Raw genomic sequence first — 25,807 nt, forward strand, 5'->3', positions numbered from 1 at the left:
GCCCGCAGCTAGGCTCCGGAGGCCGGCTCGGCGTCGTCCTCGCCCGCCTCCAGCAGCCCTGCGGCCGCGCCGACGATCCGCGGATCGGCGGTGCCGACGACCTCCTCGTCCTTGTCGCCGTAGTCGAAGCGGGCCAGCACGCTGCGCATGGCCTCCACGCGGGCCCGCTTCTTGTCGTTGCTCTTCACCACCGTCCAGGGCGCGTGCTCGGTGTCCGTCTCACGGAACATGGCGACCTTGGCGGCGGTGTAGTCCTCCCAGCGATCCAGCGACGCCAGGTCCATGGGGCTGAGCTTCCACTGCCGTACGGGGTCGACCTGGCGGATCGTGAACCGGGTGCGCTGCTCGCCCTGCGACACCGAGAACCAGAACTTGATCAGGTCGACGCCGTCGTCCACCAGCATCCGCTCGAACGCGGGCGCCTGCCGCATGAAGCGCCGGTACTCGTCGTCCGTGCAGAAGCCCATCACGCGCTCCACACCGGCCCGGTTGTACCAGGACCGGTCGAACAGGACGATCTCGCCGGCGGTCGGCAGATGCTCCACGTACCGCTGGAAGTACCACTGCCCGCGCTCACGCTCGGTCGGCTTCTCCAGCGCCACCACCCGGGCACCGCGCGGATTGAGGTGCTCCGTGAAGCGCTTGATGGTGCCGCCCTTGCCGGCCGCGTCCCGCCCTTCGAAGACGATGACGAGACGGCGGCCGGTCTCCTTGATCCAGCTCTGCAGCTTCAGCAGTTCGATCTGCTGCAGCCGCTTGTGCCACTCGTACTCCGGGCGCTCCATGCGCTGCTGGTACGGGTAGTTCTCGCGCCAGGTGTCCACCGGGCTGCCGTCCGGCCGGATCAGTACGGGGTCGTCCTGGTCGGTGTAGTCGACGCGCAGCCCTGACAGCAGTTCGGTGTCCATACACACCCATGGAAGCGAGCGCTTTCATACGCCCGGCGAACCCCAGGCAAAGATCATGTAATGCACCACGTCAGAGGTAGGTGATGTCCGACACGCCGTACCGGCAGTGCGTGCCGTCCGGACCGCTGCCGGTCTCGTTCGGTTCGGCGCCGCTGTCGTTGCCCTGGAAGCGGGCACAGACGGTGATGTCCCGGTCGCTGTCGCCGGTGATCGTCACGCCGGAAAGGATCGCGGTGTCACCGTAGTTGGCGTTGATCCCGGCGATTGCGTTGCCGGGGCCGGTCACCCGGACGCCGCTGATGACGACGTGGCGTTCGTACTGGGTGTCGCAGTTGCCGCACGAGCGGTAGAGCTTGCCGAAGTCGGAGACCTGGAAGTTCCTGATGGTGAGCGTCCCGGCGCCGTTGTGCTGGAAGACCTTGTCGTCCGCGTGCCGCGCGCCACCGCCGAGGACGAGGTACGTCGCCGACGCGGACTCGCCCTTGAAGGTCGCCGCGTCCTCGCCGACGTCCTGCCACCACACGTTCTGCAGGGTGCAACTGCCGAGGCAGTGCACTCCGTCGGCGGCCGGGGCGCCCAGGACGACGTTCTTCAGGGTCGCCCCGTCGGCGAGTTCGAAGAGCGGGCCCTGGTCCTCGTCCTGGCCGTCGCCGCCGAGGGCTCCGGAGCCGTGGAAGCGCTTGAGGCCGCCGTCGTAGCTGCCGGAGACCTCGATGGTGGCGGTCACCGTGCGGTCGGCGGTGGGGGCGGGCCAGGAGCCGAAGCCGGTCGAGGAGCGGGCCGCGCCCGTCGGCTTCGCGGAGGCGGGGGCGCTCTTGCGCGGCGAGGCCGACGCCTTCGAGGGGGATGGGGAGGGCGACGACTTGGCGGGCGACGGGGACGCCGAGGAGGCGCTGGAGGAGGCGGACGGGAGGGCGCCGCTCGCCTCCTGGAGGGTGGAGCTCTCGCGCTCCGTGTCCGACCCGGCGTCGGGCGTCGCCGTCAGCAGGCCACCGACCAGTACGGCGGCTGCGGCCAGGGTGAGGGTCAGCGCGCCGATCAGCAGGGTGCGGCGGCGGTTGTCGGGTCTCTTGCGGTGCTGACTGCGCCTGCGCGGCGTTGCTCCGGTGCTCATGCGGTGACTCTCGTTCGGTCTCGGGGAGGCAGCGGGAAGCCCGCTCGACCGACAGTCGCCGTCGAACGCTCAGAGGTTGCCGATCAGTTTTACGAAAGCGGTCACCGTGCTCCGGCCTCGACCAGCCGGGCCAGGTTGGCCAGCGCCATCCGCGTGCCGGTCTCGTTGTCCTCGGCGGGCACGGCGTCGGGGATCCCCTCGTGCACCACGAGGACGTCCGTGCCGCCGTCGGCGTCGGCGTCGGTGAGGGTGGTGGTCATCGTCATCGTGCCGCGCAACGCGGGGTCGTCGGTCTCGAACTCGACCTCCTCGACGACCTGTTCGTCCGGCACGAGTTTCACGAAGTGACCGTGGTAGGTGTCGGTGTGCGCGTCCGACTTGCCGGTGCCGGTCGGCACGTCGTAGGTGAGCGAGACCCGGAACGTCCCGCCTTCCCGGCCGTCGAACGCGTGCACATGCCCGGTCATGCCGTCCGGCACGCGCCACTTGGCGATGGCGTCCGCGTCCAGCAGAGCCCGGTACACGGCCGCGCGTGAGGCGTTGACGTGCCGGGTGACCCGCGTCGAGTACATGGCCTCACGATAGTGGCGGGGGTACGCAACGGCAGCCGGACGAAACCGTACGGCGGGAAGGTCCGGCGCACGCCCGCGTCAGGGGGACTCCCAGTACGCCAGGGCGCGCATCGCCGCCGCGGCCTGCGCGAATCCGTCCTCGCCGAGCAGCGCCCGCACCTGCGCGTTGAACCGGTCGACCTCCGGCTGCGCGGCGTCGAGCGCGGCGGCCCCGTCGCCGGTCAACTCCAGCACCACCGCCCGGTGTTCGCGCGGATGCGCCCGCTTGGCGACCAGCCCGGCCGCGGCGAGCCGGCCGACCAGTCCGGTGACGGCGGACTCCCGCAGCCCCAGGGTGCGGGCCAGCTGCTGCTGGGTGATGCCGGGCTCGTCGCGGACCGCGAACAGTGCGCCGAGCTGAGCCGTGGTGATCCCGGCGGCGGCCAGCAGGCGCCGGTCGGAGGCGGTGCGCAGCTGGTGGGCCGCCCGCTGGAGCAGGAAGAACAGACGCTGATCGGGCTCGGGCATGGACCGATGTTGACAGACGTCACGGGGTGGCGCCATCCTCACTTCACTAGTGAAGTGAGGTGTTCACGGCGTGCATGACACCCCCGACCTGGCCCTGGCCCGCAAGGTGCTGGCGGCCCAGCCCTTCAGCGTTCTGCTGGGCGCCAGGCTGACCGCCTTCGGTGACGGCGAGGCGACACTGGAACTGGACCTGCGCGAGGAGTTGCTTCAGCAGAACGGCTTCGCTCACGGCGGCCTGCTCAGCTACGCGGCGGACAACGCGCTGTCCTTCGCCGCCGGCGCCGAGGTCGGTCTCGGGGTGCTGAGCGCCGGTTTCACCATCGACTTCCTGCGCCCCGCCAAGGGCGAGACCCTGCGCGCCCACGCCCGGGTGATCCGGGCCGGCCGTACCCGTGCGGTGTGCCGCTGCGACCTGACGACGGTCGACGGCGACGGCGTTCCGACCCTGTGCGCCGTCGCCCAGGGCACCATCGCGGTCACCGAACCGACGCGGGACACCGAGCACGACGCCCCCTGACCCTTCCCGACCGCGCAGAGAGGCGGACACCATGCCCGTCGTCGACGCCTGGATGCAGCATCCGACGCCGCGCCACGCCAACCACGAGATGTTCGAGTCGCTGCGCCGGTGGACCGGCGTGGAACGGCTCGACAAGCCGCTGCCCGTCGCGGTCACCGTGGCGGCGCTGAAGGCGGCGGACGTGGAGGTCGGCCTCGCGACCGCCTGGTACGGGCCGCAGGGCCCGCTGATCGACAACGACGAGGTGGCCGCCTTCGTCGAGCAGTCGGGCGGGCGGCTGCGCGCAGTGGCGGGCGCCGATCTCGCCCGGCCCATGGCGGCGGTGCGGGAACTGCGGCGCGCCGTCGAGGAGTTGGGCTTCGTGGCGCTGCGTGTCATCCCATGGCTGTGGGGGCTGCCGCCCACCGACCGGCTGTACTACCCGCTGTACGCGGCCTGCGTGGACCTCGGCGTGCCGTTCTGCACCCAGGTCGGGCACACGGGCCCGCTGCGGCCGTCGGAGACCGGGCGGCCCATCCCGTACATCGACCAGGTCGCGCTGGACTTCCCCGAGCTCACGATCGTGTGCGGGCACATCGGCTACCCGTGGACGACGGAGATGATCGCGGTCGCCGACAAGCACGCGAACGTGTACATCGACACCAGCGCCTACACCGCCCGCCGCTATCCGCCGGAACTGGTGGAGTATCTGCGCGGCCGGGGCCGTCACAAGGTCCTGTTCGGCTCCAACTACCCCATGATCACGCCAAGTCGGGCCCTGGAGCACCTGGACGCCCTGAACCTGGACGAGGAGACGCGGGAGCTGTTCCTGCACGGCAACGCCCGCCGCGTCTTCGCCCTCTGACGGCCCTGACGGCGGCGGCCCCGGAGCCCGGCTCAGCGCACCAGACAGGGCCGCTTCGCGTCGAAGGCCCAGTCGTCGATCAGGTACCGCATCCCGACGGCGTCGTCCCGGCCCGACAGCGCCTTCTCCTCGTACAGCTCCTGCGCCGCGAGGAGCCGGTCCCTGTCCAGCCGGACCCCCAGTCCGGGCGTGTCCGGCACGGCGACTTCGCCGCCGGTGATCCTGGGCGGCTCGACGGTGAGCCGTTCCCGGCCCTCCTGCCAGATCCAGTGGGTGTCCAGGGCGTTGTACTCGCCGGGGGCGGCCGCTCCGCAGTGGGCCATCATCGCCAGGGAGATGTCGAAGTGGTTGTTGGAGTGGCAGCCCCAGGTCAGCCCCATGGCGTTGCAGAGTTGGGCGACGCGCACCGAGCCCTGCATGGTCCAGAAGTGCGGGTCAGCGAGCGGAATGGACACCGACTGCAGGGCCAGGGCATGGGTCAGCTGACGCCAGTCCGTGGCGATCATGTTGGTCGCCGTGGGCAGCCCGGTGGCCCGGCGGAACTCCGCGAGGATCTCGCGGCCCGAGTAGCCGCCCTCCGCCCCGCAGGGGTCCTCGGCGTAGGCGAGGGTGCCGACGAGGGGGCGGCACAGCTCGACGGCCTCGCGCAGGGACCAGGCGCCGTTGGGGTCGAGGGTGATCCGTGCCTCGGGGAAGCGCTCCTTGAGGGCGGTGACGGCCGTGACCTCCTCCGCGCCCGGCAGGACGCCGCCCTTGAGCTTGAAGTCACGGAAGCCGTAGTGGTCGTAGGTGGCCTCGGCCTGCCGGACGATCGCCTCGGGGGTCAGTGCCTCCTCGTGCCGGATGCGGTACCAGTCGATGTCCGAGTCGGGGTCGCGGACGTAGTCCAGGTCGGTCCGGTCCGGGTCGCCGACGTAGAAGAGGTAGCCGAGGACCCGTACGGCGTCGCGCTGCTTGCCGTCGCCCAGCAGGGCGGCGACCGGGACCTCCAGGTGCTGCCCGAGCAGGTCGAGGAGCGCCGACTCCACGGCGGTGACCGCGTGCACCGTCGTACGCAGGTCGAAGGTCTGGGCGCCTCGACCGCCCGAGTCGCGGTCGGCGAAGGCCGCCTCCATCGTGCGCAGGACGCGCTTGTAGTCGCCGACGCGGGTGCCGACGACGAGGGGTCCGGCATCGCGCAGGGTCTGCGTGATCTTCTCTCCGCCGGGTACCTCGCCCAGACCGGTACGGCCCTCGGAGTCCTCCAGGACCACCACGTTGCGCGTGAAGTACGGGGCGTGGGCTCCGGAGAGGTTGAGGAGCATCGAGTCGCGGCCGGCGACCGGATGGACGGAGAAGCGGGTGACGACGGGCTGACTCATGGCGGGCGGGTGCCGTTCTCGTGAGGGGGTGGTCGGTCAGATGCCGAGGGCGTCGAGGACCTGTTCCAGGACGAGTACACCGCCGAGGCCCAGGATCGCGAGGACCGTCGTGTAGGTCGTCCGGGCCTTGATGGCGTCCAGGACGGACAGGTTGAAGTACTCCTTGAACATCCAGAAGCCCGGGTCGTTGACGTGGGAGAAGGCGATCGAGCCGCAGGACACGGCGAGGACCATCACCTCGGGGTGGACGCCGCTGCCCGCGAGCAGGGGCAGGGCCACGCCGGAGGCCGTGACGACGGCGACCGTCGCGGAGCCGAGGGCCACGCGGAGGATGGCGGCGATCAGCCAGGCGAGGAGGATCGGGGAGATGGGCCAGCCGTCGGTGGCGTCCTTGATGTAGTCGGATATCCCGCCCTCGACCAGGACGTTCTTGAAGGCACCGCCCGCGCCGATGACGAGCAGGATCATCGCCATCGCCTGGGCGGCCTCCTTGCACGAGGTGCTGACCTCGGCGAGGCTGCGGCCGATGCGCGGGCCGAACGCCCAGATCGCCACGAGCAGGGTCAGCAGCAGGGCGATCGGCGCGGAGCCGATGAACGCGACGACGTGCAGCAGGCCACTGTCTCCGGAGGCGGCCAGGTCGGTCACGGCGGCCCCGGCGATGAGGACGACGGGCAGCAGGGCCACGGACAGCGACCAGCCCATGCCGGGCATCTCGTCGTCGTCGAAGACCCGCTCGCTGACCAGGCCCTTGGGGATGGCGGGGTTCATCGCCCGGACGAAGGGCAGGCGCGGCCACAGCAGGGCGATCAGCGCGCCGGCCGGGACGGCGATGAACAGGCCGTAGAACAGGGTGAGTCCGACGGAGGCGTGGAAGGTGGCGGCCACCGCGGTGGGGCCGGGGTGGGGCGGCAGGAAGCTGTGCATGGTGGACAGGGCGATCGACATGGGCAGCCCGACCCACAGCAGGTTCGAGCGGGTGACCCGGACGAGGGTGAAGGCGATCGGCACGATGATCACGAAGGCCACCTCGTAGAACATCGTCACGCCGATGAGCATGGCCGTCAGCACCATGGCCACCTGCACCCAGCGCGGCCCGCACACCTCGAGGAGCCGGCCGGCTATCCGCTGGGCGGCGCCGGAGTCCCCCATCACCCGGCCGACCATGGCACCGAGCCCGATGGTGAGCATGGTGTCGCCGATCTGGTCGCCGATGCCCTCGGCGAGGACGTCCGGGATCTTCTCCGGCCCGATCCCCTGCACCAGGCCGACACCCACGGCCACCAGGAGCAGGGCGGCGAAGCCGTTCAGCCTGAGCTTGGTCATCAGGACGAGCAGGACCAGAACACTGACCCCGACCACCACGAGCGGCATAGCGCGGTTCTCCTTTGAACGTCGGCCGCTTACGTTCACCCCGGCGAACGGGGTCCTCATATGAAGACGTCGTCTACATATGAGGACGGAGATTATGTTCGTGCATGGTCACGGGTCAATGGGTCTGCAGCTGTGGATTTGCCGGCGCACCCACGCGCTCGTCTACGAGGCCCGCCAGCCGCTCCAGCGCACCACGGTGATCACGATCGCCGGGCCTGTCGGGGGCTGTTGCCGGTACTGGGGGTACTTCTGCCGCAGCAGGCCGACGGCGACGGCGTACTCGTCGCGCGTCGTCTCGTCGGGCGCGTCGGGCAGCAGCATCCGGGCGTCGCCGTCGGCCCGGACCCACCAGAGGCGGTCCCAGTCGTCGTCGTACACGTCCACGAGCAGGCTGACCGCCGGGTGCCCGGCGATGTTGCGCAACCGCCCGAGCCGCTCGGAGCGCTTCGGCTTGCTGTCGACGGCGGTGACGATCCGGTCGCCGCGCCGGGCGAACACCACCGGCACCAGGTGCGGGCGCCCCACCGGGTCGACCGTCGCCAACCGTGCGACCCGGGCAGCGGTGAACCGGCGGCGCGCCTCGTCCTGCTCCATGTCCGGCACGGTCCACTCCTTTGGTCTGCGGCGATACGGGTGCCCCGACGCGGGTACCCCTATCGACGTACCGACCTCGCGGGAGGCGACTCCTGGGCCTGGCCGGCCGAGCGGATCAGAGGTGAGTGCACATGGTCGGCGACACCGACGACGACATCCAGACACGGCGGCGCGGCGCCAGCGGCCACCGGGCGGTGCCGCACACGGCCGACGTCCGCGTCGAGGCGTGGGCCGTGAGCCGGGAGCGCTGTCTGGTCGAGGCCGCGCTGGGCATGGTGGAGTGCTTCGCGGACGTCACGGCCGTAAGGCCCACCTCGGTGGAGCGGGTACGGCTCGAAGAGGACAGCGACGAGGGCCTGCTGACGGCGCTCCTCGACGAGGTCGTCTTCCGCCTCGACGTGGACGGCCGCGTGCCCGTCGACCTGGAGGCCGACACCACGGACGGCGACCTGGACGTGCGCCTCGCGCTCGCCGAACTGACGGACGTGGAGGTCACCGGCGCCAGCCCGAAGGGCATCTCCTGGCACGGGCTGCGCATCGGGCCGGATCCCTACGGGTGGTCGTGCGCGGTGACCGTGGACGTGTGAGGCGTACGGGTCCACGGCCGGCGCGAGAGCCGTACGGCCGTAGGACCGCGCCGCGCCCCGCCACCCCCTCAGCCCTTCACCACCCCCAGCGGCACCAGCCGAGCCACCGTCCGGCACAGCCGTGCCCCCTCGCTCGCCGCCACCACCTCGCTCACGTCCTTGTACGCCTCGGGCGTCTCCTCCGCCAGGCCGCGCAGCGACCGCGGGCGCACCGCTATGCCCGCCGACTCCAGCCGGGCCCGCAGTTCACGGCCGCCCACCGCGCGGGCGGCCCGGTGGCGGCTGAGGACGCGGCCCGCGCCGTGGCAGGTGGAGGAGAACGCGTCTCCGCCTGCCACGCCGACCAGGACGTACGAGGCGGTGCCCATCGTCCCCGGGATCAGCACCGGCTGGCCGACCTCGCGCAGGTCGTCGGGCAGGTCGGGATGGCCGGGCGGGAAGGCGCGGGTCGCGCCCTTGCGGTGGACGCACAGAGTGCGGCGGGTTCCGGCCACCGGGTGGGTCTCGATCTTGGCCAGGTTGTGGGAGACGTCGTACACCAGGGACAGCCGGATGCCCGCGGCGCGGTGGAAGACCTTGCGGGCCGCGTCGGACAGCAGCTGGCGGTTGGCGCGGCCGTAGTTGGCCGCGGCGGCCATCGCACCGAGGTACCTCTGCCCCTCCGGCGACTCGACCGGGGTGCAGGCCAGTTGGCGGTCGGGGACCTTGATGCCGTAGCGGGTCATCGCGCGGTCCATCAGCCGGACGTGATCGGTGCAGATCTGGTGGCCGAGGCCGCGGGAACCGCAGTGGATCATCACGCACACCTGGCCGACGGTGATCCCGAACGCGGCGGCGGCCGTCTCGTCGTACACCTCGTCGACGCGCTGCACCTCGAGGAAGTGGTTGGCGGACCCGAGGCTCCCGACCTGCCCGAGCCCGCGCTCTCGCGCCCGGGCGCTCACCTGGTCCACGTCGGCGTCGGCGACCGCCCCGCCGTCCTCGCAGCGCACCAGGTCGCGCTCCACGCCGTGGCCCTCCCCCACCGCGTACCGGGAGCCGCCCCGCAGGATCCGCTCCAGTTGGCCGGGGCCGGTCAGGTGCCAGACCCCGCCGGGGCCGGCGCCGCGCGGGATGGCCCGGTCCAGGCCGTCCATCACCTCGGTCAGCGCGGACTCCAGCCCCTTCTGATCGGTGTCGGCGGCGAGCAACCGCACACCGCAGGAGATGTCGAAGCCGACCCCGCCGGGCGAGACGACACCGCCGTCGGCCACGTCGGTCGCCGCGACGCCGCCGATGGGGAAGCCGTAGCCCCAGTGGATGTCGGGCATGGCGTACGACGCGCCGACGATGCCCGGCAGCGTGGCCACGTTGACCACCTGCTCCAGTGACTTCTCGGCGTCGTTCAGCAGCTTCCGGGACGCGAACACCACGCCCGGCACCCGCATCGGGCCGTGCGGGTCGATACGGAAGCGGTGGGGAGCTTCCTCGATCAGTTCCATGGCAGCCTCCCGCGCTTCGGCTCATCGCAGATGCGGGGTACCCGCGCGGGGCGCTCCGTATCGCGTGGGGCGCCCTGGCGACATCGGGTGCGCCTGCACAACGCCCGCGCGTCCGAGACATCACCGACGCTCACCACCTGCCACGAGCCCCGCGGCCTGCGCCACCGTCTCTCGCCCCGGTGGCGTGATCCCGTCCCACGCCCGGACCTCGTACGGTTGAGACATGCGCGGCGGCACTGTGACGCTCTTCGTCTGTGGCGACGTGATGCTCGGACGCGGCGTCGACCAGATCCTGGCCCGGCCCGGTGACCCGGTGCTGCGGGAGGGGTACGTCACGGACGCGCGTTCCTACGTGAGCATGGCGGAGGCGGTCAACGGCCCGATCCCGGCACCGGTCGACCCGTCCTGGCCGTGGGGCGAGGCGCTGGGGCTGCTGGAGGCGGGCGCGCCGGACGTGCGGATCGTCAACCTGGAGACGTCCGTGACGCGCAGTGACGCGTTCGAGCCCGGCAAGGCGGTCCACTACCGCATGCATCCGGCCAACCTGCCCGCCCTCACGGTGGCCCGGCCCGATGTCTGCGTCCTGGCCAACAACCATGTGGAGGACTTCGGCCGCCCGGGCCTGGAGGAGACGCTCGACGTGCTGCACGGAGCGGGTCTGCGGACCGCGGGCGCGGGGCGGAGCGCCGAGGAGGCGTACGCGCCCGTGGCGCTGCCGCTCCCCCACGGCGGCCGTGTGCTGGTCTTCGCCCTCGGCGCCGGCAGCAGCGGCATCCCCGCGAACTGGGCAGCAACGCCGGACCTGCCGGGCGTCGCCTACGTGCCGGAACTGTCGCCGGCCACAGCCGCCGCCGCGGTGCGGCACATACGGCAGGTGAAGCGGGCCGCCGACATCGTGGTCGTGTCCGTGCACTGGGGCTCCAACTGGGGCTATCTCGTCCCCCGCGATCAGCGCCGCATCGCGCACGCCTTGGTCGACGGCGGCGCCGACCTCGTCCACGGCCACTCCTCGCACCACCCCCGCCCCGTCGAGGTCTACCGGGACCGGCTGATCCTGCACGGCTGCGGCGACTTCATCGACGACTACGAGGGCATCCCCGGCTACGAGGAGTACCGCGACGACCTGCGTATCGCCTATTTCGTCACGCTGGCGGCGGACACCGGCGCCCTCACCGGCCTGCGCATGGTGCCCCTGCTCGCCCGCCGGATGCGCCTGGAGCAGCCGCCGGCGGAGGACCGCAGCTGGCTGCACACCACCCTCGACCGCATCAGTCACGGCGTCCACCTCACCCTGGGCGCGGACGGGGCGCTCGTTCTGGCCGGGCCCGCCGACCGAGCCGCCTCATGAACCGTTGGCTCCGGTTGACCCTGCTCGGCGTCGGCGCGATGAACTCGCCCCGTTTCGCCCCGGCCGGTCTGCTGCTGCGCCACGCCGGGCACCGCGTGGTCTTCGACGGCGGCCCCGGCGCCGAGCCGCCACCCGGGCGACGACCCGCCGCCTGGCTGGTCACCGATGAGCAGGCGGAGCTGCGGTCGCAGTTGCGCAGGAGCGCGGCCGAGCTGGGCGTCGCGCCACGCGCCGGTGATCTGGACCTGGGCGAGGTGCGGGTGCGCTGCCGTCCCGTGGTGCACACCTCGCACCCGGCCTACGGCTATCGCGTCGAGGCCGGTGATCTGCTCGTGGTGTGGGCGCCGGAGTTCTGGGAGTTCCCGGCCTGGGCCGCGGGGGCGGACCTGATGTTCGCGGAGGCCGCCGCCTGGAACCGGCCGATACGGTTCCGGGGCGGCGTCGGCGGCCACGCCCCTGTGCGCGTCGTCGCCGAGGAGGCCGTACGGCACGGGGTGCGGCGCCTGGTCTACGCCCACATCGGGCGGCCGGGCATCCGGGCGATCGACGCGGGGCTCGAGCCGCCGGCCGGTGAGTGGGGCGTCGAGGGCCGCACGTACGCGCTGCGGCTGCTCAAGGGGACCGGCTGAGCCCTCACTCGCCGCGCAACGCCTCCAGCACATCGGCGTCGGTCAGCTGACCGAAGTCCTGGTACCACTCGCCGACCGCGCTGAACAGCTTCGGCCGGTGCAGGCAGACGAACTCGTCGACCTCCCGGCGCAGCTCCTCGGCCGCCTCCGGCGCACAGACCGGCACGGCCAGAACCAGACGCTCGGGCTCCTGGTGGCGTACGGCGCGCAGGGCGGCTCGTGCGGTCGAGCCGGTCGCGACACCGTCGTCGACGACGATGGCGGTACGGTCGCGCAGCTGGGGAGCCGGCCGGCCCTGCCGATAGCGTTCCTCGCGCCGCCGCAGCTCCTTGCGCTCCCGTTCCACCACCGGTGCCAGGTCGGCCTCGCTCAGCCCCAGCCGGTACAGCGACGCCTCGTCGAAGAGCGGAGGGTCGTCGCCGGCGAGCGCGCCGACCCCGAACTCCTCGTGGAACGGGGCCCCGATCTTGCGTACGACGAGCACGTCCAGCGGGGCCTCCAGCGCCCGGGCGATCTCCCGGGCGACCGCGACGCCGCCGCGCGGCAGCGCGAGGACCACGGGATGCGGAAGGGTGCCCTTCTCCTGCCGGATGCGCAGGTGCTCCGCCAGCTCCTGCCCGGCCTCCTTGCGGTCACGGAACTGCATGGGCTTCCCCTTCCGTCGGTCGCCGCGTACCCCACCCACCGGTACCGGACACACCGCGGGCCCGCCCGTCCGACGCGTCGCAGGGGTCTGGACCGCTCGGACAGGGCTGGCTTAGGGTTCCGGACGGCAAGCGCTTTCTAGCCTGACCATGCCAAACCACGCACGCTCACGTCGTTCCCTCGCACCACGCCCCTTCGCTCGCACCACGCCCCTTCAGTCATGCGCGGAAAGGAAGCGTCACGTGCCGCACCACGACTCGCCCCTCCCCCTCCCGTCCCAGCCATGGACCCGCAAGTCCTTCCTGCGGGCCATGGCCGCCGTCGGAGCCGCCCCGCTGCTGCCCGCTGTCCTCCCCACGACCGCGCGGGCCGCGTCGGTCCGGCCCGACTTCCCGCTGGTACGGGGCGGCACCGCCACAGAGCTGTACGTCGACGCGGCGGACGATCCGGCGGTGATCCGCGCGGCCGGCGATCTCCAAGCGGATGTCGAACGGGTCAGCGGAGTCCGGCCCGTGCTGCGTCACACCCTCCCGGAGGCGGCCGCCGCGGGTCTGGTCCTGGTGGGCACCCTCGGCGCCAGCCCGGTCCTCGACCGGCTCGTCGCCCAAGGGCGCCTGAACGTCTCCCGAGTGCAGGGGCGCTGGGAGGCGTCGGTGGCCCAGGTGGTGGAGCGTCCGCTGCCCGGGGTGGAGCGGGCCCTGGTGATCGCGGGCAGCGACCGGCGCGGCACGGTCTACGGCATCTACGACACCTCGGAGCGCATCGGAGTCTCCCCGTGGTACTGGTGGGCCGACGTCCCCGTGCCCCGCCGCGACACGGTGACGGTGCCCGCGGGCCCGCTCAAGCGGTACGAACCGTCGGTGCGCTACCGGGGAATCTTCATCAACGACGAGCAGAACCTGACCACTTGGTCGCACCGCACCCAGGAACCGGACAAGAACATCGGCCCCGAGACCTACAAGCGCGTCTTCGAGCTGCTGCTCCGCCTCAAGGCCAACTACCTGTGGCCGGCGATGCATCCGTACTCCGACTTCTTCAACAAGCACCGCGAGAACCCCGAACTGGCCGACCGCTACGGCATCGTCGTCGGCTCCAGCCACCCCGAGGCCCTGCTGCGCAACGGCGTCCACGAGTGGGCACCGTGGGCGCAGGAGCATCGCGGCGCGGACGGCGCCCTGCCGGTGTACGACTACACGGTCAACCCCGCTGTCATCTCCGACTACTGGAGGGCGCGGGCGGCACAGAACGCCTCGTACGAGAGCAGCTGGACGATCGGCATGCGCGGTCTGCACGACAGCGCGCTGGAGACCAAGTACGCCACCACCATCCCCGAGAAGGTCGCGGTGATGAACGACATCATCGCCGACCAGCGCCGCATCCTGGCCGAGGAGGTCGGCGCGGCCGTCGAGCCGCAGATCTTCATCCCGTACAAGGAGGTCCTGGAGCTGTACAACGCGGGCGTCCAGGTTCCCGACGACGTCACGCTGATCTGGCCGGACGACAACCACGGCAACATGCGCCAGCTGCCGAACGACGCCGAGCGGCGGCGCGCGGGCGGCAACGGCATCTACTACCACCTGTCCTACTGGGGCCGCCCGAAGAGCTATCTGTGGCTGGACACGACCCAACTCGCCAAGGTCTGGCAGGAGTTGCGGCGGGTGTACGAGCACGGCGTCGACCGGATGTGGATCTTCAACGTCGGTGACGTCAAGTCGATCGAGACCGGCCTGTCCTTCTCCATGGACATGGCCTGGGACGTGGACCGGTGGAGCGCCGACGACGCCGAGACCGGCTTCATGGCCGAGTGGGCCGGGCGGCAGTTCGGCCGGCGGTACGGACGGGAGATCGCCGCCATCCGTACCGAGTACTACCGGCTCGCGGCGGAGCGGCGCCCGGAGTTCATCGACCGCGGGGTGTTCTCCGTGATCCACCACGGCGACGAGGCGGGCCGCCGTATGGCCGCGTACGAGGGGCTGCTCACGCGGGTGCGGGCGGTGGGGGCCAAGGTGCCCGAGCCGTACCGGGACGCCTTCTTCGAGCTGGTCGAATACCCGGTGCACGGCGCGTACTTGATGAACCTGAAGTACTACTGGGCGGACCGCAACGCGCTCGCGGTGCGGCAGGGACGGGGGGCCGGGGCCAACCGTTTCGCGGACCTGGCCGAGGCGGCCCACGCCGAGGAGGCGGCGCTGACCAAGCGCTACAACGCCGAGGTGGCGGGCGGGAAATGGGACGGGATCGTCAACCCGTATCCCTCCCAGATCCCGAAGGCGCCGGGCCGTCCGGCGGTCACCCGGGTCGCCCGGCAGGAGACCTCGGGGCTGGGTGTGGCGGCCGAGGGCAACGAGACCGGCGCGGCCCGCCCGCTGTCCTTCTCCTCCTACACCCGGGACAGGCGCTTCCTCGACGTCTTCAACACCGGCTTCCTGCCGCTCGACTGGTCGGCCGAGGCGAGCCACCCCTGGGTACTGCTGAGCGCGGCGGGAGGCTCGCTCCCCGAGCAGACCCGGGTGTGGGTGGAGCTCGACTGGGCGCGGATGCCGGAGGGCACATACGACGCCACGGTCGCCGTCAGTGGGGCGGGGCAGCGGGTCGAGGTGCCGTTGCGGGTGGTCAACGACGGTGAGCGGGCGCGTCGGCGGGCCCGTGGGTTCGTGGAGGCCCACGGGTACGTCTCGATCGACGCCGTGCACGCCGACCAGCGGGTGGCGCGTGGCGGGGCGCGGTGGCGTGTGGTGCGCGGGCTGGGCCGCCGTACGGGCGCCTTGGAGGCGGTGCCGTCGACGGCGGCCCCCGTCACCGCCGACTTCGCCGGCAAGGCGCCCGAGTTGAGGTACCGGGTGCGCTTCGGCGGCACCGGCACCTTCCCGGTCACCGTCTTCCGGCTGCCGTCCCTCGACGAGCGCGGCCACCGCCGGCTGGCCGTCGCGCTCGACGACCAGCCGGCCACCGTCCTCGCGGGCCAGGCCGTCGCCACCGGCAACCGGGGCGACGCCTGGGCCCGCAACGTGGAGGACGGCGTCGAGAAGCTGACCGCCGTGGTGACGGTGGACGAGCCCGGTGAGCACGTCCTGCGGATCTTCATGGTCGACCCGGGCATCGCCGTCGACCAGATCGTCATCGACACCGGCGGACTGCCCGTCAGCTATCTGGCGCCACCGGAGAGCTACCACCCGGTGTTCAACGCCGACCCGAGCTCCTACTCGATGGTCCAGCCGACGCTGCCGACCCCCGAGCTGTAGATCGCGCACACGCCCGAGGAATCGCCGTACTGCCCCGGCGCCAGCGTCACCCACTGGCCCGAGACGTCCGGAGCCCAGCCACAGACGACCTCGGCGCGGAAGGTGACGGTGCGGTCGGTGTTGTTCTGACAGCCCGCGATGCCGTGGTCCGGGTTGTTGTTGTGCACCCAGCCGTCGCAGTCGACGGAGCCCACGGCCGCGGGCTGCACGGACGCGGCCTGCGCCGGGCCCGCCAGGCCGGCGACGGTGAGGGCCACGGCCGAGACGGTGCCGGCCAGGCCGGCCGCGAAGATCTTCTTGCTGCGCTTCATGTGCGTCCCCGTGAAGTAGCGGTCCTGTTCGGTCCTGCCACTTCAGTCAAGGTCAGCAGCGCTCCGACGGGAACCTCAGACCTCCGAGGGTGGTCCGAGGGTGGCGCCTGGGCCGGGGTCACTCGTTCGCCGTACCGGGTGTGTCCGGGCTGTTCCAGTCGTACGGCCCGCCGCCCTGCCATTCGATCAGCTCGGGATCGTCGACGGCCCGGTCCTCGGTGGGCAGGTCCGCGCGGTGCACCAGGTCCAGCACGTCGAACAGGCTGTACGCGGTGCCCACCGGCTTGCCGTGGACCGTCACCTGACGACCGCCGTCCGACGACGGCGGCAGCACCACCACGGGGGGACGCGTGCTCATGTCACCACCATGCGCTCTGCGCGGCGCGTACGCAGCCCGGCGCACCGGCCACAGTGACTCGTCCGCACCGTCAGCGTTGGTAGAGCCCGACGAGTGTCCCGCTCGCCAGTTGCTGCCGGTCCAGTACCCGGTGTGCTTCGTCGGCCGTGGCCGCCTCCGGGATGGAGACGGGGCCGGGCAGGGCGTAGACACGGAAGAAGTACCGGTGTGCGTCGTCGCCGGCCGGGGGCTGGGGGCCGCCCCACCCCGATTGGCCGTAGCCGTTTCGGTGCGGGTGGCTGCCCGGGGCCGCCTCGCCGGCCGGCAGCCCGTTCGCATGCGGGTCGATGCCGGTGACCAGCCAGTGGACGAAGGTCCCCGACGGGGCGTCCGGGTCCTCGCACAGCACGGCCAGTTCCACCGCCTCGTCGGGCACCCCGGACCAGGTCAGGGGCGGAGAGAGGTTCTCGCCCTCCTTGGCGTGGCGGCGCGGGATCATCGCGTGGTCGTTGAACGCGGAGCTCTTGAGTTCGATGCCAGTCATGCGCGCCGCAGTACCCACACGGACGCAGACCACACACGGCGCCGGGCGGGCGTTCCGGAGTCAGATGTCGCCCCGGTCCAGCAGTGCCCTCACGCCATTGGCCGTCAGGGCCAGCTGCTCGGGGGTGCCGGCGTCGATGACCAGGGACAGGTCGGAGGGCCAGCCATGGGCGAGCACACCGAGCAGCACACTGCGGTGCCGCCGCATCCGTGGCAGGGCGTGTTCCATGCGTTCCTGGGTGGTGAAGACCGGCACCAGTTCGGTGCCGTCCTCCTGTTCGAACACGGGGAGCGTCAGCGCCTTGGGAGCGGGCCCCTCCGCGTCCGTCGCCGCCGGAACGAGCACCTCGCTGTGCGCCAGCGTGCTGAGCGCCGCCTGGTCCGCGCCCTTCTCGACGACCGTGCGCAAGGCCTGCTGGGCCGCCAGTGGACCTCTCTCGAACTGGGGGTCGGTCATGGTTCGTCCCGTCGCCGTGTCGTATCTCGTCCGTCCGCTCTGCACCAGAGGCTTCGGGTACCCGCTCCTCGGCCCCTCATGTGCCGCTACTGCCGGGCCGGCTACTACGCGCCACGCGACAACGCCGATCCGGCCGGGCCCCGCGGCGGCATCACCTTCTTCGGCGGGCCGCAGATGGCCGACGGCCCGGACGGACTGCAGCCGGGGCACGCGCGCGTGCCGCTCGCGCCGTCGTCGACGGGGTGGCCGACTGAAGTCCACCGGCCCGGCATGCTGCTCGCGCACCCAGGAGCCGGCCACCGAGAACGGCGTCGACGCCTACGAGTCCCGGCCGGCCCCGTTTCGCCCGTGGCACGCCGGGCACTCGGCGGCTGCGCCGACGTGGAGGGAGAAGTGCCGTGTCATTCCGCGACCGTACCCACGCCGGACGGGAACTGGCCCTGCGGCTGGTCGAGTGGGCCGACTCCGGCGACCTGATCAATCTGCTCGTGCTGGCCCTGCCGCGCGGTGGCGTGCCCGTCGCCGCGGAGGTGGCCCGTGCGTTGCACGCCCCGCTGGACGTGCTGGTCACCCGCGAGATCAGCACCCCTGTCCGGCCGGAGACGGCGATCGGTGCGATCGTCGCCGACGATCCGCCGCTGTACGACCGCCAGAGCCTGGCCATGATGCACCTGTCCGAGGACCGGCTCGGCGATGTGATCGTGCGCGCACGCAACGAGCTGCACAGCAGTGAGTACCTCTACCGCGGCCGCCGCCCGCTCCCGTCCGTCAACGGCCGCACGGTCGTCCTCGTCGACGACGGCCTCGCCACCGGCCTGACCGCCACGGCGGCACTGCGCTTCCTGCGCCGCCACGGCCCGGCGCGACTGGTCCTGGCGGTGCCCGTCGGCAGCCCGCGGACCATTGCGTCCATCCGCCGCGACTGCGACGACCTCGTGTGTCTCGAGCAGCCGGCGTCACTCCATGTGGTCGGTGAGTGGTACGAGGATTTCGGCCAGGTCTCCGACGCGGACGTCGCACGGACGCTGCACGCGTTCCACGCCACGGCGTGACAGAGGTGACGCAGGTGGCACAGGTCGCACAGGTGGCACACGGGCGATGATCAGCTCGCCCACGCCATCAGCCGTTCCCCCGTCTCAGGTGCCCGCAGCCTCGCCAGCGACTCCTTCTCCAGCCGGCGGACGCGCTCACGCGTCAGGCCCACCTGCCTGGCGACCTGTTCGAGGGTGCGCTGCTCCCCGTCGTGCAGGCCGTAGCGGAGGCTGAGGATCATGGCCTCGCGGGGCGCGAGTGTGCCGATGGCCTTCCTCAGGTCCGCCGCGAGGGCCTGGTACTCGGCGATGTCCGCGGCCTGGAGCACCTCGGTGTCGGGGATGAGGTCGCCGACCACGGTCTCCCCGGTTTCGTCGACGGGCGTGTCCAGGCTGACCTCCTGCCGCCCGACCCGGCGCAGCCGGCGGACCCGGTCCCCGGCGAAGCCGCTGTCACGGGCGACCTCCTCGACGGTGGGTGCGCGTCCCAGGTCGTGCTGAAGACGCCGCTCGATCTTGCCGAGCTTGCGCAGCTCCTCGACGACGTGCATGGGAAGCCGGACGACGCGGGCGTGCTGCGCCAGGCCCCGCTCGATGGCCTGGCGGATCCACCAGGTGGCGTACGTGGAGAACTTGAAGCCCTTGGTGTGGTCGAACTTCTCCACAGCCCGGATCAGTCCGAGGTTTCCCTCCTGGATGACGTCGAGCAGGGGGACACCCCGATGGGCGTGCCGCTTGGCCATCGCCACCACCAGCCGGAGGTTGGCCCGGATCATATGGTCCTTGGCGGCCCAGCCGTCACGGGCGGCCGCGTCCAGTTCCCGGCGCCTGGCCGGCTCCGGGGCGGGCTCGCCCCCGTCGGCCTGCCGCAGTTCCTCGGCGGCCCGCACTCCGGCCTCGATGCGCTGGGCCAGCCGTACTTCGTCCTCCGCGGTCAGCAGCGGGGTCGCCGCGATCCGGGCCAGGTACTGGCCGAGTAGATCCGGCTCCTCGTCGGGCTCGGGGACCCTGCCGCGCGAGCGTGCGGCGCGGGTGGAGGCACGGCGGCTCACCCGGGGGTCCGACGCGGGAGTCTGTGTCAGGGCAGGCATCCTCACGGCCCTCCGTCCCATCCTGTCCCCCGTGTTGCAGGGCTCCGGGTACCCGGACGGTCCGCGGCGAACCCCGAACGAGCCCTGCAGGGTCGGCGTCCGTCCTCGCCGACGGCGATGTCCCCCAGCGCGAACAGGACTTCGCACTGCACCGAGCGGTGCTCCCTCCTGCGTGACATCGTGGTGCCATGCCCATCGAGGTTCGCCCGGCTTCGGTCTTCGACGACGTCCGTACGGTGATCGGCCCCAAGTCGCCCACAGCGAGCGTCTGTTGGTGCCTGAGCTACCGCATCCCGTCCAAGCTCAACAACGAACTCCGCGGGCCGGCCCGCGGTGAGTACGTCGCCGAGCTGTGCCGCGCCGATCCGCCTCCGGGGGTGCTCGCCTACGACGGTGACGACCCGATCGGCTGGGCCGCGGTGGCCCCCCGCTCGGCCACCTCCTTCGCCCGCAACCGCAAGATCCCGCACGTCGACGATCTGCCGGTCTGGTCGCTGTGGTGCATCCGCGTCCGCCCCGGCCATCGGAAGCAGGGAATCACCCACGCCCTGATCGCCGGAGCGGTCGAGTTCGCCCGCGACCGGGGTGCGCCGGTGATCGAGGCGTACCCCCTCGACAACGGGGACGCAAGGGTCGACCTGACGATGGCGTACGCAGGGCTCCGGAGGAACTTCGAACGTGCCGGCTTCGTCCACGCGGCCGACACGACCTCCGTCCTGGCCGGGCATCCCCGGATCCTGATGCGCCTCGACCTGCGCTGACGGATGGGCCTGGCCGGCTCAGTGGACGGAGAGGCCGCCGTCGACGAAGAGCGCCTGCCCGGTGACGTACGCGGAGGCGCGGCTGGCGAGGAACACCGCCGCGCCGGCGAAGTCCTCGGCCAGGCCGTTGCGCCCGACCATCGTGCGTGCGGCGAGCGCCGCCACCTTGTCGGGGTCGGACGACAGGCGTGCGTTGAGGGGCGTCATGACGAACCCCGGCACGAGCGTGTTGCAGGTGACGCCGTACGGCGACCATGCCTCCGCCTGTGAACGGGCCAGCGACTCCAGTGCGCCCTTGGAGACGCCGTAGGCGCCGCTCTGGACGAACGCCCGGTGCGCCTGCTGGGAGGTGATGTGGATGATCCGTCCGAAGCCCCGCTCGGCCATGCCGGGCCCGAACCGCTGCCCCAGCAGATAGGGCGCTTCCAGGTTCACGGCCATCGTGGTGTCCCACACGTCCTCGCTCAGCTCGCCCATCGGGGGCCGCAGATTGATCCCGGCGGAATTGACGAGGATGTCGGGCTCCCCGAACACTGCGGCCGCCTCGTCCGAGGCCCTTCGCACGCCGTCGCGCGTGCTCAGGTCGGCGCTCACCCATGCCGCCCGGCAGCCGTGGGCCTCCAGCTCGCCGGCCGTCGCGGCCAGCTCCGCCTCCTTGCGCGCCACGATCACCACACGCGCGCCCGCGCGGGCGAGGGCCTCGGCGATGGCCCGGCCGATGCCGGAACTGCCGCCGGTCACCACGGCGACCCGGCCGTCCAGGGAGAACAGTTCGGAGAGATATGCCTGCGAGATCATGCCCGCACCCTAGGGCCTGTCCGGCGGATCAGGCCGGCTGCAAGACACAGTGCAGACCGGCCGAGCCGAGCGGTGTCTGGTGCGTGCAGCTGCAAGGCGGAGGAGCCGTGTCGATCAGCCGCTACCGCGGCGGGCGACGCGATGGGCGACGCCGGCATGATCCGCCGGACAGGCCCTAGCGGCGGGCCCGAGCGGCACACTGCCCCAGCCGGGCCTCGCGAAGCTGGTGCACGTCAGTGGCGCTGTGGCACAGGTTCCCGGGGGTCCAGGTGCAGGTGGGCGCCCTGGCGCCGTAGTGCGCGTTGGACCAGGTGGTACGGCACCTCGCGGGGGCTGCGGCCCAGGCGGACGGAGAGGGCGGCGCAGACTCCGGCCGCCTGGCCGGTCGCCATGGAGATGGGCATGACGCGGTAGGAGGAGTGCGCCACGTGCGAGCCGGAGATGCAGCGTCCGGCGACGAGCAGGCGGTCCGTGTCCTGGGGCAGCAGACAGCGCAGGGGGATGTCGTAGAAGTGCCCGCGAGGGACGCGTTTGAGGACGGTGCCGCTGCCCCTCGGGTTGTGGATGTCGACGGGGTAGGCGCCGTGCGCGACAGCGTCCGGGAAGGAGCGCGCGGCGAGGATGTCGTGGCCGGTGAGGTGGTAGTCGCCGAGGATGCGGCGGGTCTCCCGTACGCCGATCTGGACGCCGCTCTGTGCCACGTACGACTTCTTGAATCCCGGTACCTTGCGCCGCAGGAAGCGGTCGATCTGTTCCATCTGGCGGCGTGCGGCGTACTCGGCGCGGCTGAGGTCCCACACGTCGGTGCCGAGCGCCCTGGTGACGCGGGTGCTGTTGACGCTGACCTCGCGGGGGTGCGGGGTGCCGAAGAACAGGATGTCCTCGCGGGGCAGGCGCAGTTCGCCCGCCTCGGTGGCCTCCTGGACGAGGTCCCACAGCCCGTGCACGCCCCGCCACTGGTCGGGATGCTCCCTGACGTACTCGGAGAAGAGCGGCTGGAGGAAGTCGACGACGCGGAACATCAGCGTCATCGGCTGCACGAGCCCGTCCTCCGGCCGGCCGATCTCGTACGGCGCCCCGGCCGCTGCGGCGATGTCGCCGTCGCCGGTGCCGTCGACGACGACACCGGCGTCGATCACCACCGGGCCGGACTTGGTCTCGAAGACCACCCGCCAGCCGTCGTCCAGGGGCAGCGCGGCAGAGGCGAAGGAGTGGAACAGCATGTGCACGTCCTTCTCGTCCATCAGGTCGAGAAGGACGAGTTTGTAGAGCTCCGGGTCGAACGGCACGGTGTAGCCGGTGTCGGGGGACGGTGGGATGCAGGCCCCGCGTACGGTGAGCCGGTCCAGCAGGAGCCACAGGAAGCCGGCCACCACCGGTTCGCCCTCGCCGTGGTCGGTGGGCAGCAGCCGGCTGTCGTGTCCGCTTTCGTCGAACACGGCCTGCTTCTGCTCGTTGTGGAACGACATCAGCGGCATCACCAGCGCCGCGGTGGCGTTGCCGCCGAGGAAGCCGTAGCGCTCCACGAGCACGACGTCGGCGCCGGCATCGGCCGCCGCGTAGGCTGCCGCGGTGCCGGCCGGGCCGCCGCCGACGACCAGGACGTCCGTGCGGCCCCCGTGGCGGGCCGCACGTGGTGGCAGGGTGACGGTCGTGGCGGGGCGGGGTGGTTCCAGGATCGGCATCGCTTCTCCTGTCGACTGGGTTCGGTTGCGGACGGCCCGCTCCCTCCCGGGCCCACGGCCCGCGGTGTCCCGGCGTCACGCCTCCTGGTCCCTCAGGTGGGCCGTCCCGGGGCCCGGGGTCAGGATCAGGTCGGCGCTCTGCGCCCGCCATGCCTCGCGGGGGCCGCCGTCGATGGAGTCCAGGAGGACTCCGCAGCGGGCGCAGGTCTCCCGGGCCAGGGCCCGCAGCCTCTGTACCCGGGTGTTCAGGTTCGCCTGCCGGTGCGGGAACTCGTCCCAGAGCCGGTCCACCTCGGCGAGCAGGAGTCCGGCCTGCTCCCGCGCCACACCGACGAGGGCGGGCGCCCCCGTACGGCGGGCGAAGTCGAAGACCTTGCCGGAATACGGCAGCGGCAGCACGGGCAGGCCGGACAGCGCGGCGAAGATCACGACGTGCAGGCGCATGCCGACGACCATGTCCAGGTGACTCATGAAGCCGAGGACCTGGCCTGGGCTGTAGGAGTTGTGCAGGATGCGGCCCAGGTCGGGGGCGCTCATCCGGGACAGGACGCCGTGGGCGTGCCGGACGTCCTGGCGCTCCATCGGCACGAAGACCACGTGTGCGTCCAGGCGCCGGGCGAGGAAGTCCGCGACGTCGGCGAGCAGCGCGTGGTAGTCGTCCTCGTCGAGCTTCTCCGCCGCGCGGCCGGGCTCGCGCACGGACATCCCGACCAGCCGGGCATCGAGAGGCAGGCCTTCCAGCCGCATCATCTGCTCGGTGAAGGGTTCCGGCGCGAGCAGCAGCGCCGGGTCGGCGGTCACGGCGAGCTCGCCCTCGACGCCGATCTCCTCGAGCACGAGGCGGGACTCCTCGTCACGCACCACGACCTCGGTCATCTCCGGCAGCACGGTGCGCACGGCCTCCCGGTCGTCCGCCTCCCGCAGCGGGCCCGCGCCCACCGCGTAGGCGAAGGTGGGCACGCCGCGCTCGTGAGCGGCCTTCACCAGACGTAGATAGCGCCGTGCCTCCCCGTCGTAGAGGATCCCGCCGCCGCCGAGCACCAGCAGGTCCAGTCCGCCCAGGGCGTCGAGGACGGGTTTCTGCGGGACGCCCTCCCAGTCGATCACCTCGTCGGCTGCCGGCTGGTGGCTGCGGGTGTGGTCGGCGTTCCGGCTGAAGACGACGAGTCGTGCATGCGGCCGATGGGCACGCAGGCAGCTCAGAACACACATCAAAATCGCTTCGTCGCCGATGTTGCACCCGCCGTACGAGCCGAGCAGGCCGATCCGCAGATCCGGCGGGGCGGGCGACGGGTGCTGGTTGATCGCCATCCGGAACTCCCGTTCGAAGGAGGCGGGCGGGACCCAGGAGGCAGTCTCGTACGGTCCACGGGCCTCGGCCGGGAGACTGCGAGTTGGGGTCTTCTGGGGCTGACAACACGCCGTCGTGGCGTCGGGCCCGGGTAGCCCGGACCTTTCGGAGGAAACCTCACTTCGGACTGTCCGGCGGCCGCCGGTCCGGCACGGCGGCGAGGCACGGGCGACGAGGTGCGCCCGTAGGGACAGTATGGGCGCTCCCGCACCGCCCGTCCCTTCCGTCGACGAGCCGCGCTGCCGCGACGGGTACCCACCCTGCGCGGGCGACACGGGCGGGCGTGGCCGTGTCACCCGTCGGCGAGGGGGTACCCGGTTCCGCGCTCGACGGTGCCGGGCCCCTCCCCGCCCGAGGAGGGCCGACCGGCCGCCCTGTGCGCAGGAGGACCCCGATGAGCGTGAGCCACCACACCCCGTCGCAGGCCGAGGGCGAGCGGGACGACGCCGACACTCCACGGCCCGACCATCCGACTCCGGAGTACACGACGCCTTCCCAGGCCGAGGGCGAACGCGATGACGCCCCCACGACGACCGAGGACACCGCCGGCCCGGACACCGAGGTCCCCGGCACCGGTTCCTGACGCCGCCGCACCGCTCAACCGCCGCATCTGCACCCCGACGACGAACGCCGGGCGCGCTGCGGTGCCGTCAGCCGGTGCTCGATCTCCGGTGGGACGGGGTCGCGCCGGCGCTGCAGACAGATCGGCGGCCGGCAACTCCTCCTCGCCACCGAGCCGCAGGCCGGACAGGCCCGCCGCCCTCCTGAGGGCTGCCCCGGTTTCCGTCAGGTGTCGTCGTCGCAGAAGGCGACGCAGGGCGTACGGATCCGGCGCACCGCCGGGCCCTCCGCCGGTGCGAGCGCGCCGTCCCGTCCAGCGCCGGGCCGCCGGCGAGGCTCGCGCCGACCCTCGTGGCCACCGGGAGCGGGCGGCACAGCCACCGGGGCAGACCATGGTGGCTACGGCCGTCGCGGCCGCCCGGCTCCGGGAGATGACGGGTCGTCAGTGAGGGCTACGCAGGCGCAGCCCAGGAAGCCGAGGGCCGTTGTCCGCCAAGTCCGCCGCGCAGCAGTGTGGGCCCATCGGCTGCGGGCACTCGGAGTCGGCGGCGGATCCGTTCGGATCGCCGCTCCAGGCGGGAGGTGAAGGACGTGGGTCATGGCGGGAACGTCATCGACGAGTTGGTGACCGATCACCGCGAGGTCGAGCAGCTCTTCGGCAGGATCGAGGGGCTTGCGACCGGTGACAAGGACCGAAAGCTGTACGCCGACCAGGCCACGATGGAGCTGGTCCGGCACTCGGTGGCCGAGGAGGAGTACCTGTACCCGGCCGTGCGGGAGCACGTGGCGGGCGGGGACGGCCTGGCCGACAAGGAGATCGACGATCACTCCAAGGCCGAGCAGATCATGAAGGACCTGGAAGGATGCGAAGCCGGTGATCCCGAGTTCGACCGGCTCGTCGGGATGCTGACGAGCGAGGTCCGCTCGCACATCGCCGACGAGGAGCAGAACCTCTTTCCCAAGCTGCGCGCGGCATGTTCCGCGCAGACGCTCGACGACCTGGGCGACAAGGTGCGTCAGGCGAAGAAGATGGCGCCGACCCGCCCGCACCCGTCCGCCCCGGACAAGCCGCCGGCCAACAAGCTGCTGGCCCCGGGAGCCGGCCTGGTGGACCGCCTGCGCGACGCGCTGACGGGACGCGGAAAGAAGGCCTGACCC

At 72.0% G+C, this 25,807-nt stretch carries 27 protein-coding genes; 10 read left to right on the plus strand and 17 right to left on the minus strand.

Going from position 1 to position 25,807, the window contains the following annotated elements; all coding sequences use genetic code 11:
* Positions 1 to 8: 8 nt before the first annotated feature.
* The 4 genes from ppk2 to ADL12_RS48830 form a co-directional block, all read right to left on the minus strand.
* Entirely contained in the window at positions 9 to 908 is a 900-nt protein-coding gene (ppk2, locus tag ADL12_RS48810; RefSeq protein ID WP_062715696.1) for a polyphosphate kinase 2, read from the minus strand.
* A 70-nt stretch (positions 909 to 978) separates the two neighbouring features.
* Positions 979 to 2,022 carry a pectate lyase gene (locus ADL12_RS52240; RefSeq protein ID WP_079052697.1) on the minus strand — a complete coding sequence of 348 codons (1,044 nt, stop codon included), beginning with the start codon at positions 2,020 to 2,022 and terminating at the stop codon, positions 979 to 981.
* Positions 2,023 to 2,123: 101 nt separating this feature from the next.
* The gene (locus ADL12_RS48825; RefSeq protein ID WP_062715699.1) at positions 2,124 to 2,594 is read right to left on the minus strand and encodes an SRPBCC domain-containing protein; all 471 of its coding nucleotides are present in this window, start codon (positions 2,592 to 2,594) and stop codon (positions 2,124 to 2,126) included.
* Positions 2,595 to 2,672: 78 nt separating this feature from the next.
* Positions 2,673 to 3,101, minus strand: a complete 429-nt coding sequence (locus ADL12_RS48830) for a MarR family winged helix-turn-helix transcriptional regulator (RefSeq protein ID WP_062715700.1) — start codon at positions 3,099 to 3,101, stop codon at positions 2,673 to 2,675.
* 70 nt (positions 3,102 to 3,171) lie between these two features.
* Here ADL12_RS48830 and ADL12_RS48835 point away from each other — a divergent pair, with 70 nt between their 5' ends.
* Complete coding sequence (locus ADL12_RS48835) at positions 3,172 to 3,618, plus strand: PaaI family thioesterase (RefSeq protein WP_062715701.1); 447 nt, start codon at positions 3,172 to 3,174, stop codon at positions 3,616 to 3,618.
* A gap of 31 nt (positions 3,619 to 3,649) precedes the next feature.
* Entirely contained in the window at positions 3,650 to 4,462 is an 813-nt protein-coding gene (locus ADL12_RS48840) for an amidohydrolase family protein (RefSeq protein ID WP_062715702.1), read from the plus strand.
* Between the two features lie 32 nt (positions 4,463 to 4,494).
* On the opposite strand, the gene ADL12_RS48845 is transcribed toward ADL12_RS48840, so the two are convergent.
* The 3 genes from ADL12_RS48845 to ADL12_RS48855 form a co-directional block, all read right to left on the minus strand.
* A complete protein-coding gene (locus tag ADL12_RS48845; RefSeq protein ID WP_062715703.1) occupies positions 4,495 to 5,823 on the minus strand; it encodes an enolase C-terminal domain-like protein in 1,329 nt (442 codons plus the stop codon).
* A 36-nt stretch (positions 5,824 to 5,859) separates the two neighbouring features.
* On the minus strand, positions 5,860 to 7,197 hold the full coding sequence (locus tag ADL12_RS48850; RefSeq protein ID WP_062715704.1) for a gluconate:H+ symporter: 1,338 nt from the start codon (positions 7,195 to 7,197) through the stop codon (positions 5,860 to 5,862).
* Between the two features lie 162 nt (positions 7,198 to 7,359).
* The gene (locus ADL12_RS48855) at positions 7,360 to 7,800 is read right to left on the minus strand and encodes a TIGR03668 family PPOX class F420-dependent oxidoreductase (RefSeq protein ID WP_062715705.1); all 441 of its coding nucleotides are present in this window, start codon (positions 7,798 to 7,800) and stop codon (positions 7,360 to 7,362) included.
* 122 nt (positions 7,801 to 7,922) lie between these two features.
* Here ADL12_RS48855 and ADL12_RS48860 point away from each other — a divergent pair, with 122 nt between their 5' ends.
* Positions 7,923 to 8,378: an archease gene (locus tag ADL12_RS48860; RefSeq protein ID WP_062715706.1), complete on the plus strand. Its 456-nt coding sequence runs from the start codon at positions 7,923 to 7,925 to the stop codon at positions 8,376 to 8,378.
* Positions 8,379 to 8,446: 68 nt separating this feature from the next.
* On the opposite strand, the gene ADL12_RS48865 is transcribed toward ADL12_RS48860, so the two are convergent.
* Positions 8,447 to 9,859 carry an RtcB family protein gene (locus ADL12_RS48865; RefSeq protein ID WP_062715707.1) on the minus strand — a complete coding sequence of 471 codons (1,413 nt, stop codon included), beginning with the start codon at positions 9,857 to 9,859 and terminating at the stop codon, positions 8,447 to 8,449.
* Between the two features lie 223 nt (positions 9,860 to 10,082).
* Here ADL12_RS48865 and ADL12_RS48870 point away from each other — a divergent pair, with 223 nt between their 5' ends.
* Positions 10,083 to 11,207: a CapA family protein gene (locus ADL12_RS48870; RefSeq protein WP_062715708.1), complete on the plus strand. Its 1,125-nt coding sequence runs from the start codon at positions 10,083 to 10,085 to the stop codon at positions 11,205 to 11,207.
* The gene (locus ADL12_RS48875; RefSeq protein WP_062715709.1) at positions 11,204 to 11,836 is read left to right on the plus strand and encodes an MBL fold metallo-hydrolase; all 633 of its coding nucleotides are present in this window, start codon (positions 11,204 to 11,206) and stop codon (positions 11,834 to 11,836) included. The genes ADL12_RS48870 and ADL12_RS48875 overlap by 4 nt, the downstream gene beginning before the upstream one ends.
* A gap of 4 nt (positions 11,837 to 11,840) precedes the next feature.
* Here ADL12_RS48875 and ADL12_RS48880 read toward each other — a convergent pair whose 3' ends face one another.
* On the minus strand, positions 11,841 to 12,482 hold the full coding sequence (locus ADL12_RS48880; RefSeq protein ID WP_062715710.1) for a phosphoribosyltransferase: 642 nt from the start codon (positions 12,480 to 12,482) through the stop codon (positions 11,841 to 11,843).
* 310 nt (positions 12,483 to 12,792) lie between these two features.
* Between ADL12_RS48880 and ADL12_RS48885 the strand changes: the two genes are divergently transcribed.
* On the plus strand, positions 12,793 to 15,723 hold the full coding sequence (locus ADL12_RS48885; protein ID WP_107120234.1) for a glycosyl hydrolase 115 family protein: 2,931 nt from the start codon (positions 12,793 to 12,795) through the stop codon (positions 15,721 to 15,723).
* Here the strand turns inward: ADL12_RS48885 and ADL12_RS48890 are convergent.
* The 4 genes from ADL12_RS48890 to ADL12_RS48905 form a co-directional block, all read right to left on the minus strand.
* A complete protein-coding gene (locus ADL12_RS48890) occupies positions 15,681 to 16,034 on the minus strand; it encodes a hypothetical protein (RefSeq protein WP_062715712.1) in 354 nt (117 codons plus the stop codon). The two genes, ADL12_RS48885 and ADL12_RS48890, sit on opposite strands and share 43 nt — an antisense overlap.
* 118 nt (positions 16,035 to 16,152) lie before the next feature.
* Positions 16,153 to 16,392 carry a hypothetical protein gene (locus tag ADL12_RS48895; protein ID WP_062715713.1) on the minus strand — a complete coding sequence of 80 codons (240 nt, stop codon included), beginning with the start codon at positions 16,390 to 16,392 and terminating at the stop codon, positions 16,153 to 16,155.
* A gap of 70 nt (positions 16,393 to 16,462) precedes the next feature.
* Complete coding sequence (locus ADL12_RS48900) at positions 16,463 to 16,915, minus strand: YbhB/YbcL family Raf kinase inhibitor-like protein (protein WP_062715714.1); 453 nt, start codon at positions 16,913 to 16,915, stop codon at positions 16,463 to 16,465.
* Between the two features lie 60 nt (positions 16,916 to 16,975).
* Positions 16,976 to 17,371 carry an SseB family protein gene (locus ADL12_RS48905; protein WP_062715715.1) on the minus strand — a complete coding sequence of 132 codons (396 nt, stop codon included), beginning with the start codon at positions 17,369 to 17,371 and terminating at the stop codon, positions 16,976 to 16,978.
* Between the two features lie 398 nt (positions 17,372 to 17,769).
* Here ADL12_RS48905 and ADL12_RS48910 point away from each other — a divergent pair, with 398 nt between their 5' ends.
* Positions 17,770 to 18,423 (plus strand): phosphoribosyltransferase, encoded by a 654-nt coding sequence (locus tag ADL12_RS48910; protein ID WP_062715716.1) that lies wholly within the window; start codon positions 17,770 to 17,772, stop codon positions 18,421 to 18,423.
* Positions 18,424 to 18,473: 50 nt separating this feature from the next.
* On the opposite strand, the gene ADL12_RS48915 is transcribed toward ADL12_RS48910, so the two are convergent.
* Entirely contained in the window at positions 18,474 to 19,493 is a 1,020-nt protein-coding gene (locus ADL12_RS48915) for a sigma-70 family RNA polymerase sigma factor (protein WP_062715717.1), read from the minus strand.
* Positions 19,494 to 19,681: 188 nt separating this feature from the next.
* On the opposite strand from ADL12_RS48915, the gene ADL12_RS48920 reads away from it, so the two are divergent.
* Positions 19,682 to 20,254 carry a GNAT family N-acetyltransferase gene (locus ADL12_RS48920; RefSeq protein WP_062715718.1) on the plus strand — a complete coding sequence of 191 codons (573 nt, stop codon included), beginning with the start codon at positions 19,682 to 19,684 and terminating at the stop codon, positions 20,252 to 20,254.
* A gap of 18 nt (positions 20,255 to 20,272) precedes the next feature.
* On the opposite strand, the gene ADL12_RS48925 is transcribed toward ADL12_RS48920, so the two are convergent.
* The 3 genes from ADL12_RS48925 to ADL12_RS48935 all read right to left on the minus strand — a co-directional run bounded on the left by ADL12_RS48925 (position 20,273) and on the right by ADL12_RS48935 (position 24,048).
* The gene (locus tag ADL12_RS48925; protein WP_062715719.1) at positions 20,273 to 21,052 is read right to left on the minus strand and encodes an SDR family NAD(P)-dependent oxidoreductase; all 780 of its coding nucleotides are present in this window, start codon (positions 21,050 to 21,052) and stop codon (positions 20,273 to 20,275) included.
* A gap of 233 nt (positions 21,053 to 21,285) precedes the next feature.
* Positions 21,286 to 22,737, minus strand: coding sequence for an FAD-dependent oxidoreductase (locus ADL12_RS48930; protein ID WP_062715720.1), 1,452 nt, complete (start codon positions 22,735 to 22,737; stop codon positions 21,286 to 21,288).
* Positions 22,738 to 22,812: 75 nt separating this feature from the next.
* Positions 22,813 to 24,048: a polysaccharide pyruvyl transferase family protein gene (locus tag ADL12_RS48935; RefSeq protein WP_062715721.1), complete on the minus strand. Its 1,236-nt coding sequence runs from the start codon at positions 24,046 to 24,048 to the stop codon at positions 22,813 to 22,815.
* Between the two features lie 440 nt (positions 24,049 to 24,488).
* On the opposite strand from ADL12_RS48935, the gene ADL12_RS48940 reads away from it, so the two are divergent.
* Both ADL12_RS48940 and ADL12_RS48945 read left to right on the plus strand, forming a co-directional pair.
* Positions 24,489 to 24,671 carry a hypothetical protein gene (locus tag ADL12_RS48940; protein ID WP_208614782.1) on the plus strand — a complete coding sequence of 61 codons (183 nt, stop codon included), beginning with the start codon at positions 24,489 to 24,491 and terminating at the stop codon, positions 24,669 to 24,671.
* A gap of 569 nt (positions 24,672 to 25,240) precedes the next feature.
* Positions 25,241 to 25,804: a hemerythrin domain-containing protein gene (locus ADL12_RS48945; protein WP_062715723.1), complete on the plus strand. Its 564-nt coding sequence runs from the start codon at positions 25,241 to 25,243 to the stop codon at positions 25,802 to 25,804.
* The last annotated feature ends 3 nt before the right edge of the window (positions 25,805 to 25,807 follow it).

This window comes from Streptomyces regalis (assembly GCF_001509475.1).
Lineage (GTDB): Bacteria > Actinomycetota > Actinomycetes > Streptomycetales > Streptomycetaceae > Streptomyces > Streptomyces regalis.

Bases quoted from the DNA above. Each gene is read 5' to 3' on its own strand.
- ppk2 (WP_062715696.1), bottom strand. From the start codon at position 908: ATGGACACCGAACTGCTGTCAGGGCTGCGCGTCGACTACACCGACCAG.
- ADL12_RS52240 (WP_079052697.1), bottom strand. From the start codon at position 2,022: ATGAGCACCGGAGCAACGCCGCGCAGGCGCAGTCAGCACCGCAAGAGA.
- ADL12_RS48825 (WP_062715699.1), bottom strand. From the start codon at position 2,594: ATGTACTCGACGCGGGTCACCCGGCACGTCAACGCCTCACGCGCGGCC.
- ADL12_RS48830 (WP_062715700.1), bottom strand. From the start codon at position 3,101: ATGCCCGAGCCCGATCAGCGTCTGTTCTTCCTGCTCCAGCGGGCGGCC.
- ADL12_RS48840 (WP_062715702.1), top strand. From the start codon at position 3,650: ATGCCCGTCGTCGACGCCTGGATGCAGCATCCGACGCCGCGCCACGCC.
- ADL12_RS48845 (WP_062715703.1), bottom strand. From the start codon at position 5,823: ATGAGTCAGCCCGTCGTCACCCGCTTCTCCGTCCATCCGGTCGCCGGC.
- ADL12_RS48850 (WP_062715704.1), bottom strand. From the start codon at position 7,197: ATGCCGCTCGTGGTGGTCGGGGTCAGTGTTCTGGTCCTGCTCGTCCTG.
- ADL12_RS48860 (WP_062715706.1), top strand. From the start codon at position 7,923: ATGGTCGGCGACACCGACGACGACATCCAGACACGGCGGCGCGGCGCC.
- ADL12_RS48865 (WP_062715707.1), bottom strand. From the start codon at position 9,859: ATGGAACTGATCGAGGAAGCTCCCCACCGCTTCCGTATCGACCCGCAC.
- ADL12_RS48870 (WP_062715708.1), top strand. From the start codon at position 10,083: ATGCGCGGCGGCACTGTGACGCTCTTCGTCTGTGGCGACGTGATGCTC.
- ADL12_RS48875 (WP_062715709.1), top strand. From the start codon at position 11,204: ATGAACCGTTGGCTCCGGTTGACCCTGCTCGGCGTCGGCGCGATGAAC.
- ADL12_RS48880 (WP_062715710.1), bottom strand. From the start codon at position 12,482: ATGCAGTTCCGTGACCGCAAGGAGGCCGGGCAGGAGCTGGCGGAGCAC.
- ADL12_RS48885 (WP_107120234.1), top strand. From the start codon at position 12,793: ATGGCCGCCGTCGGAGCCGCCCCGCTGCTGCCCGCTGTCCTCCCCACG.
- ADL12_RS48890 (WP_062715712.1), bottom strand. From the start codon at position 16,034: ATGAAGCGCAGCAAGAAGATCTTCGCGGCCGGCCTGGCCGGCACCGTC.
- ADL12_RS48895 (WP_062715713.1), bottom strand. From the start codon at position 16,392: ATGAGCACGCGTCCCCCCGTGGTGGTGCTGCCGCCGTCGTCGGACGGC.
- ADL12_RS48900 (WP_062715714.1), bottom strand. From the start codon at position 16,915: ATGACTGGCATCGAACTCAAGAGCTCCGCGTTCAACGACCACGCGATG.
- ADL12_RS48905 (WP_062715715.1), bottom strand. From the start codon at position 17,371: ATGACCGACCCCCAGTTCGAGAGAGGTCCACTGGCGGCCCAGCAGGCC.
- ADL12_RS48915 (WP_062715717.1), bottom strand. From the start codon at position 19,493: ATGCCTGCCCTGACACAGACTCCCGCGTCGGACCCCCGGGTGAGCCGC.
- ADL12_RS48920 (WP_062715718.1), top strand. From the start codon at position 19,682: ATGCCCATCGAGGTTCGCCCGGCTTCGGTCTTCGACGACGTCCGTACG.
- ADL12_RS48925 (WP_062715719.1), bottom strand. From the start codon at position 21,052: ATGATCTCGCAGGCATATCTCTCCGAACTGTTCTCCCTGGACGGCCGG.
- ADL12_RS48930 (WP_062715720.1), bottom strand. From the start codon at position 22,737: ATGCCGATCCTGGAACCACCCCGCCCCGCCACGACCGTCACCCTGCCA.
- ADL12_RS48935 (WP_062715721.1), bottom strand. From the start codon at position 24,048: ATGGCGATCAACCAGCACCCGTCGCCCGCCCCGCCGGATCTGCGGATC.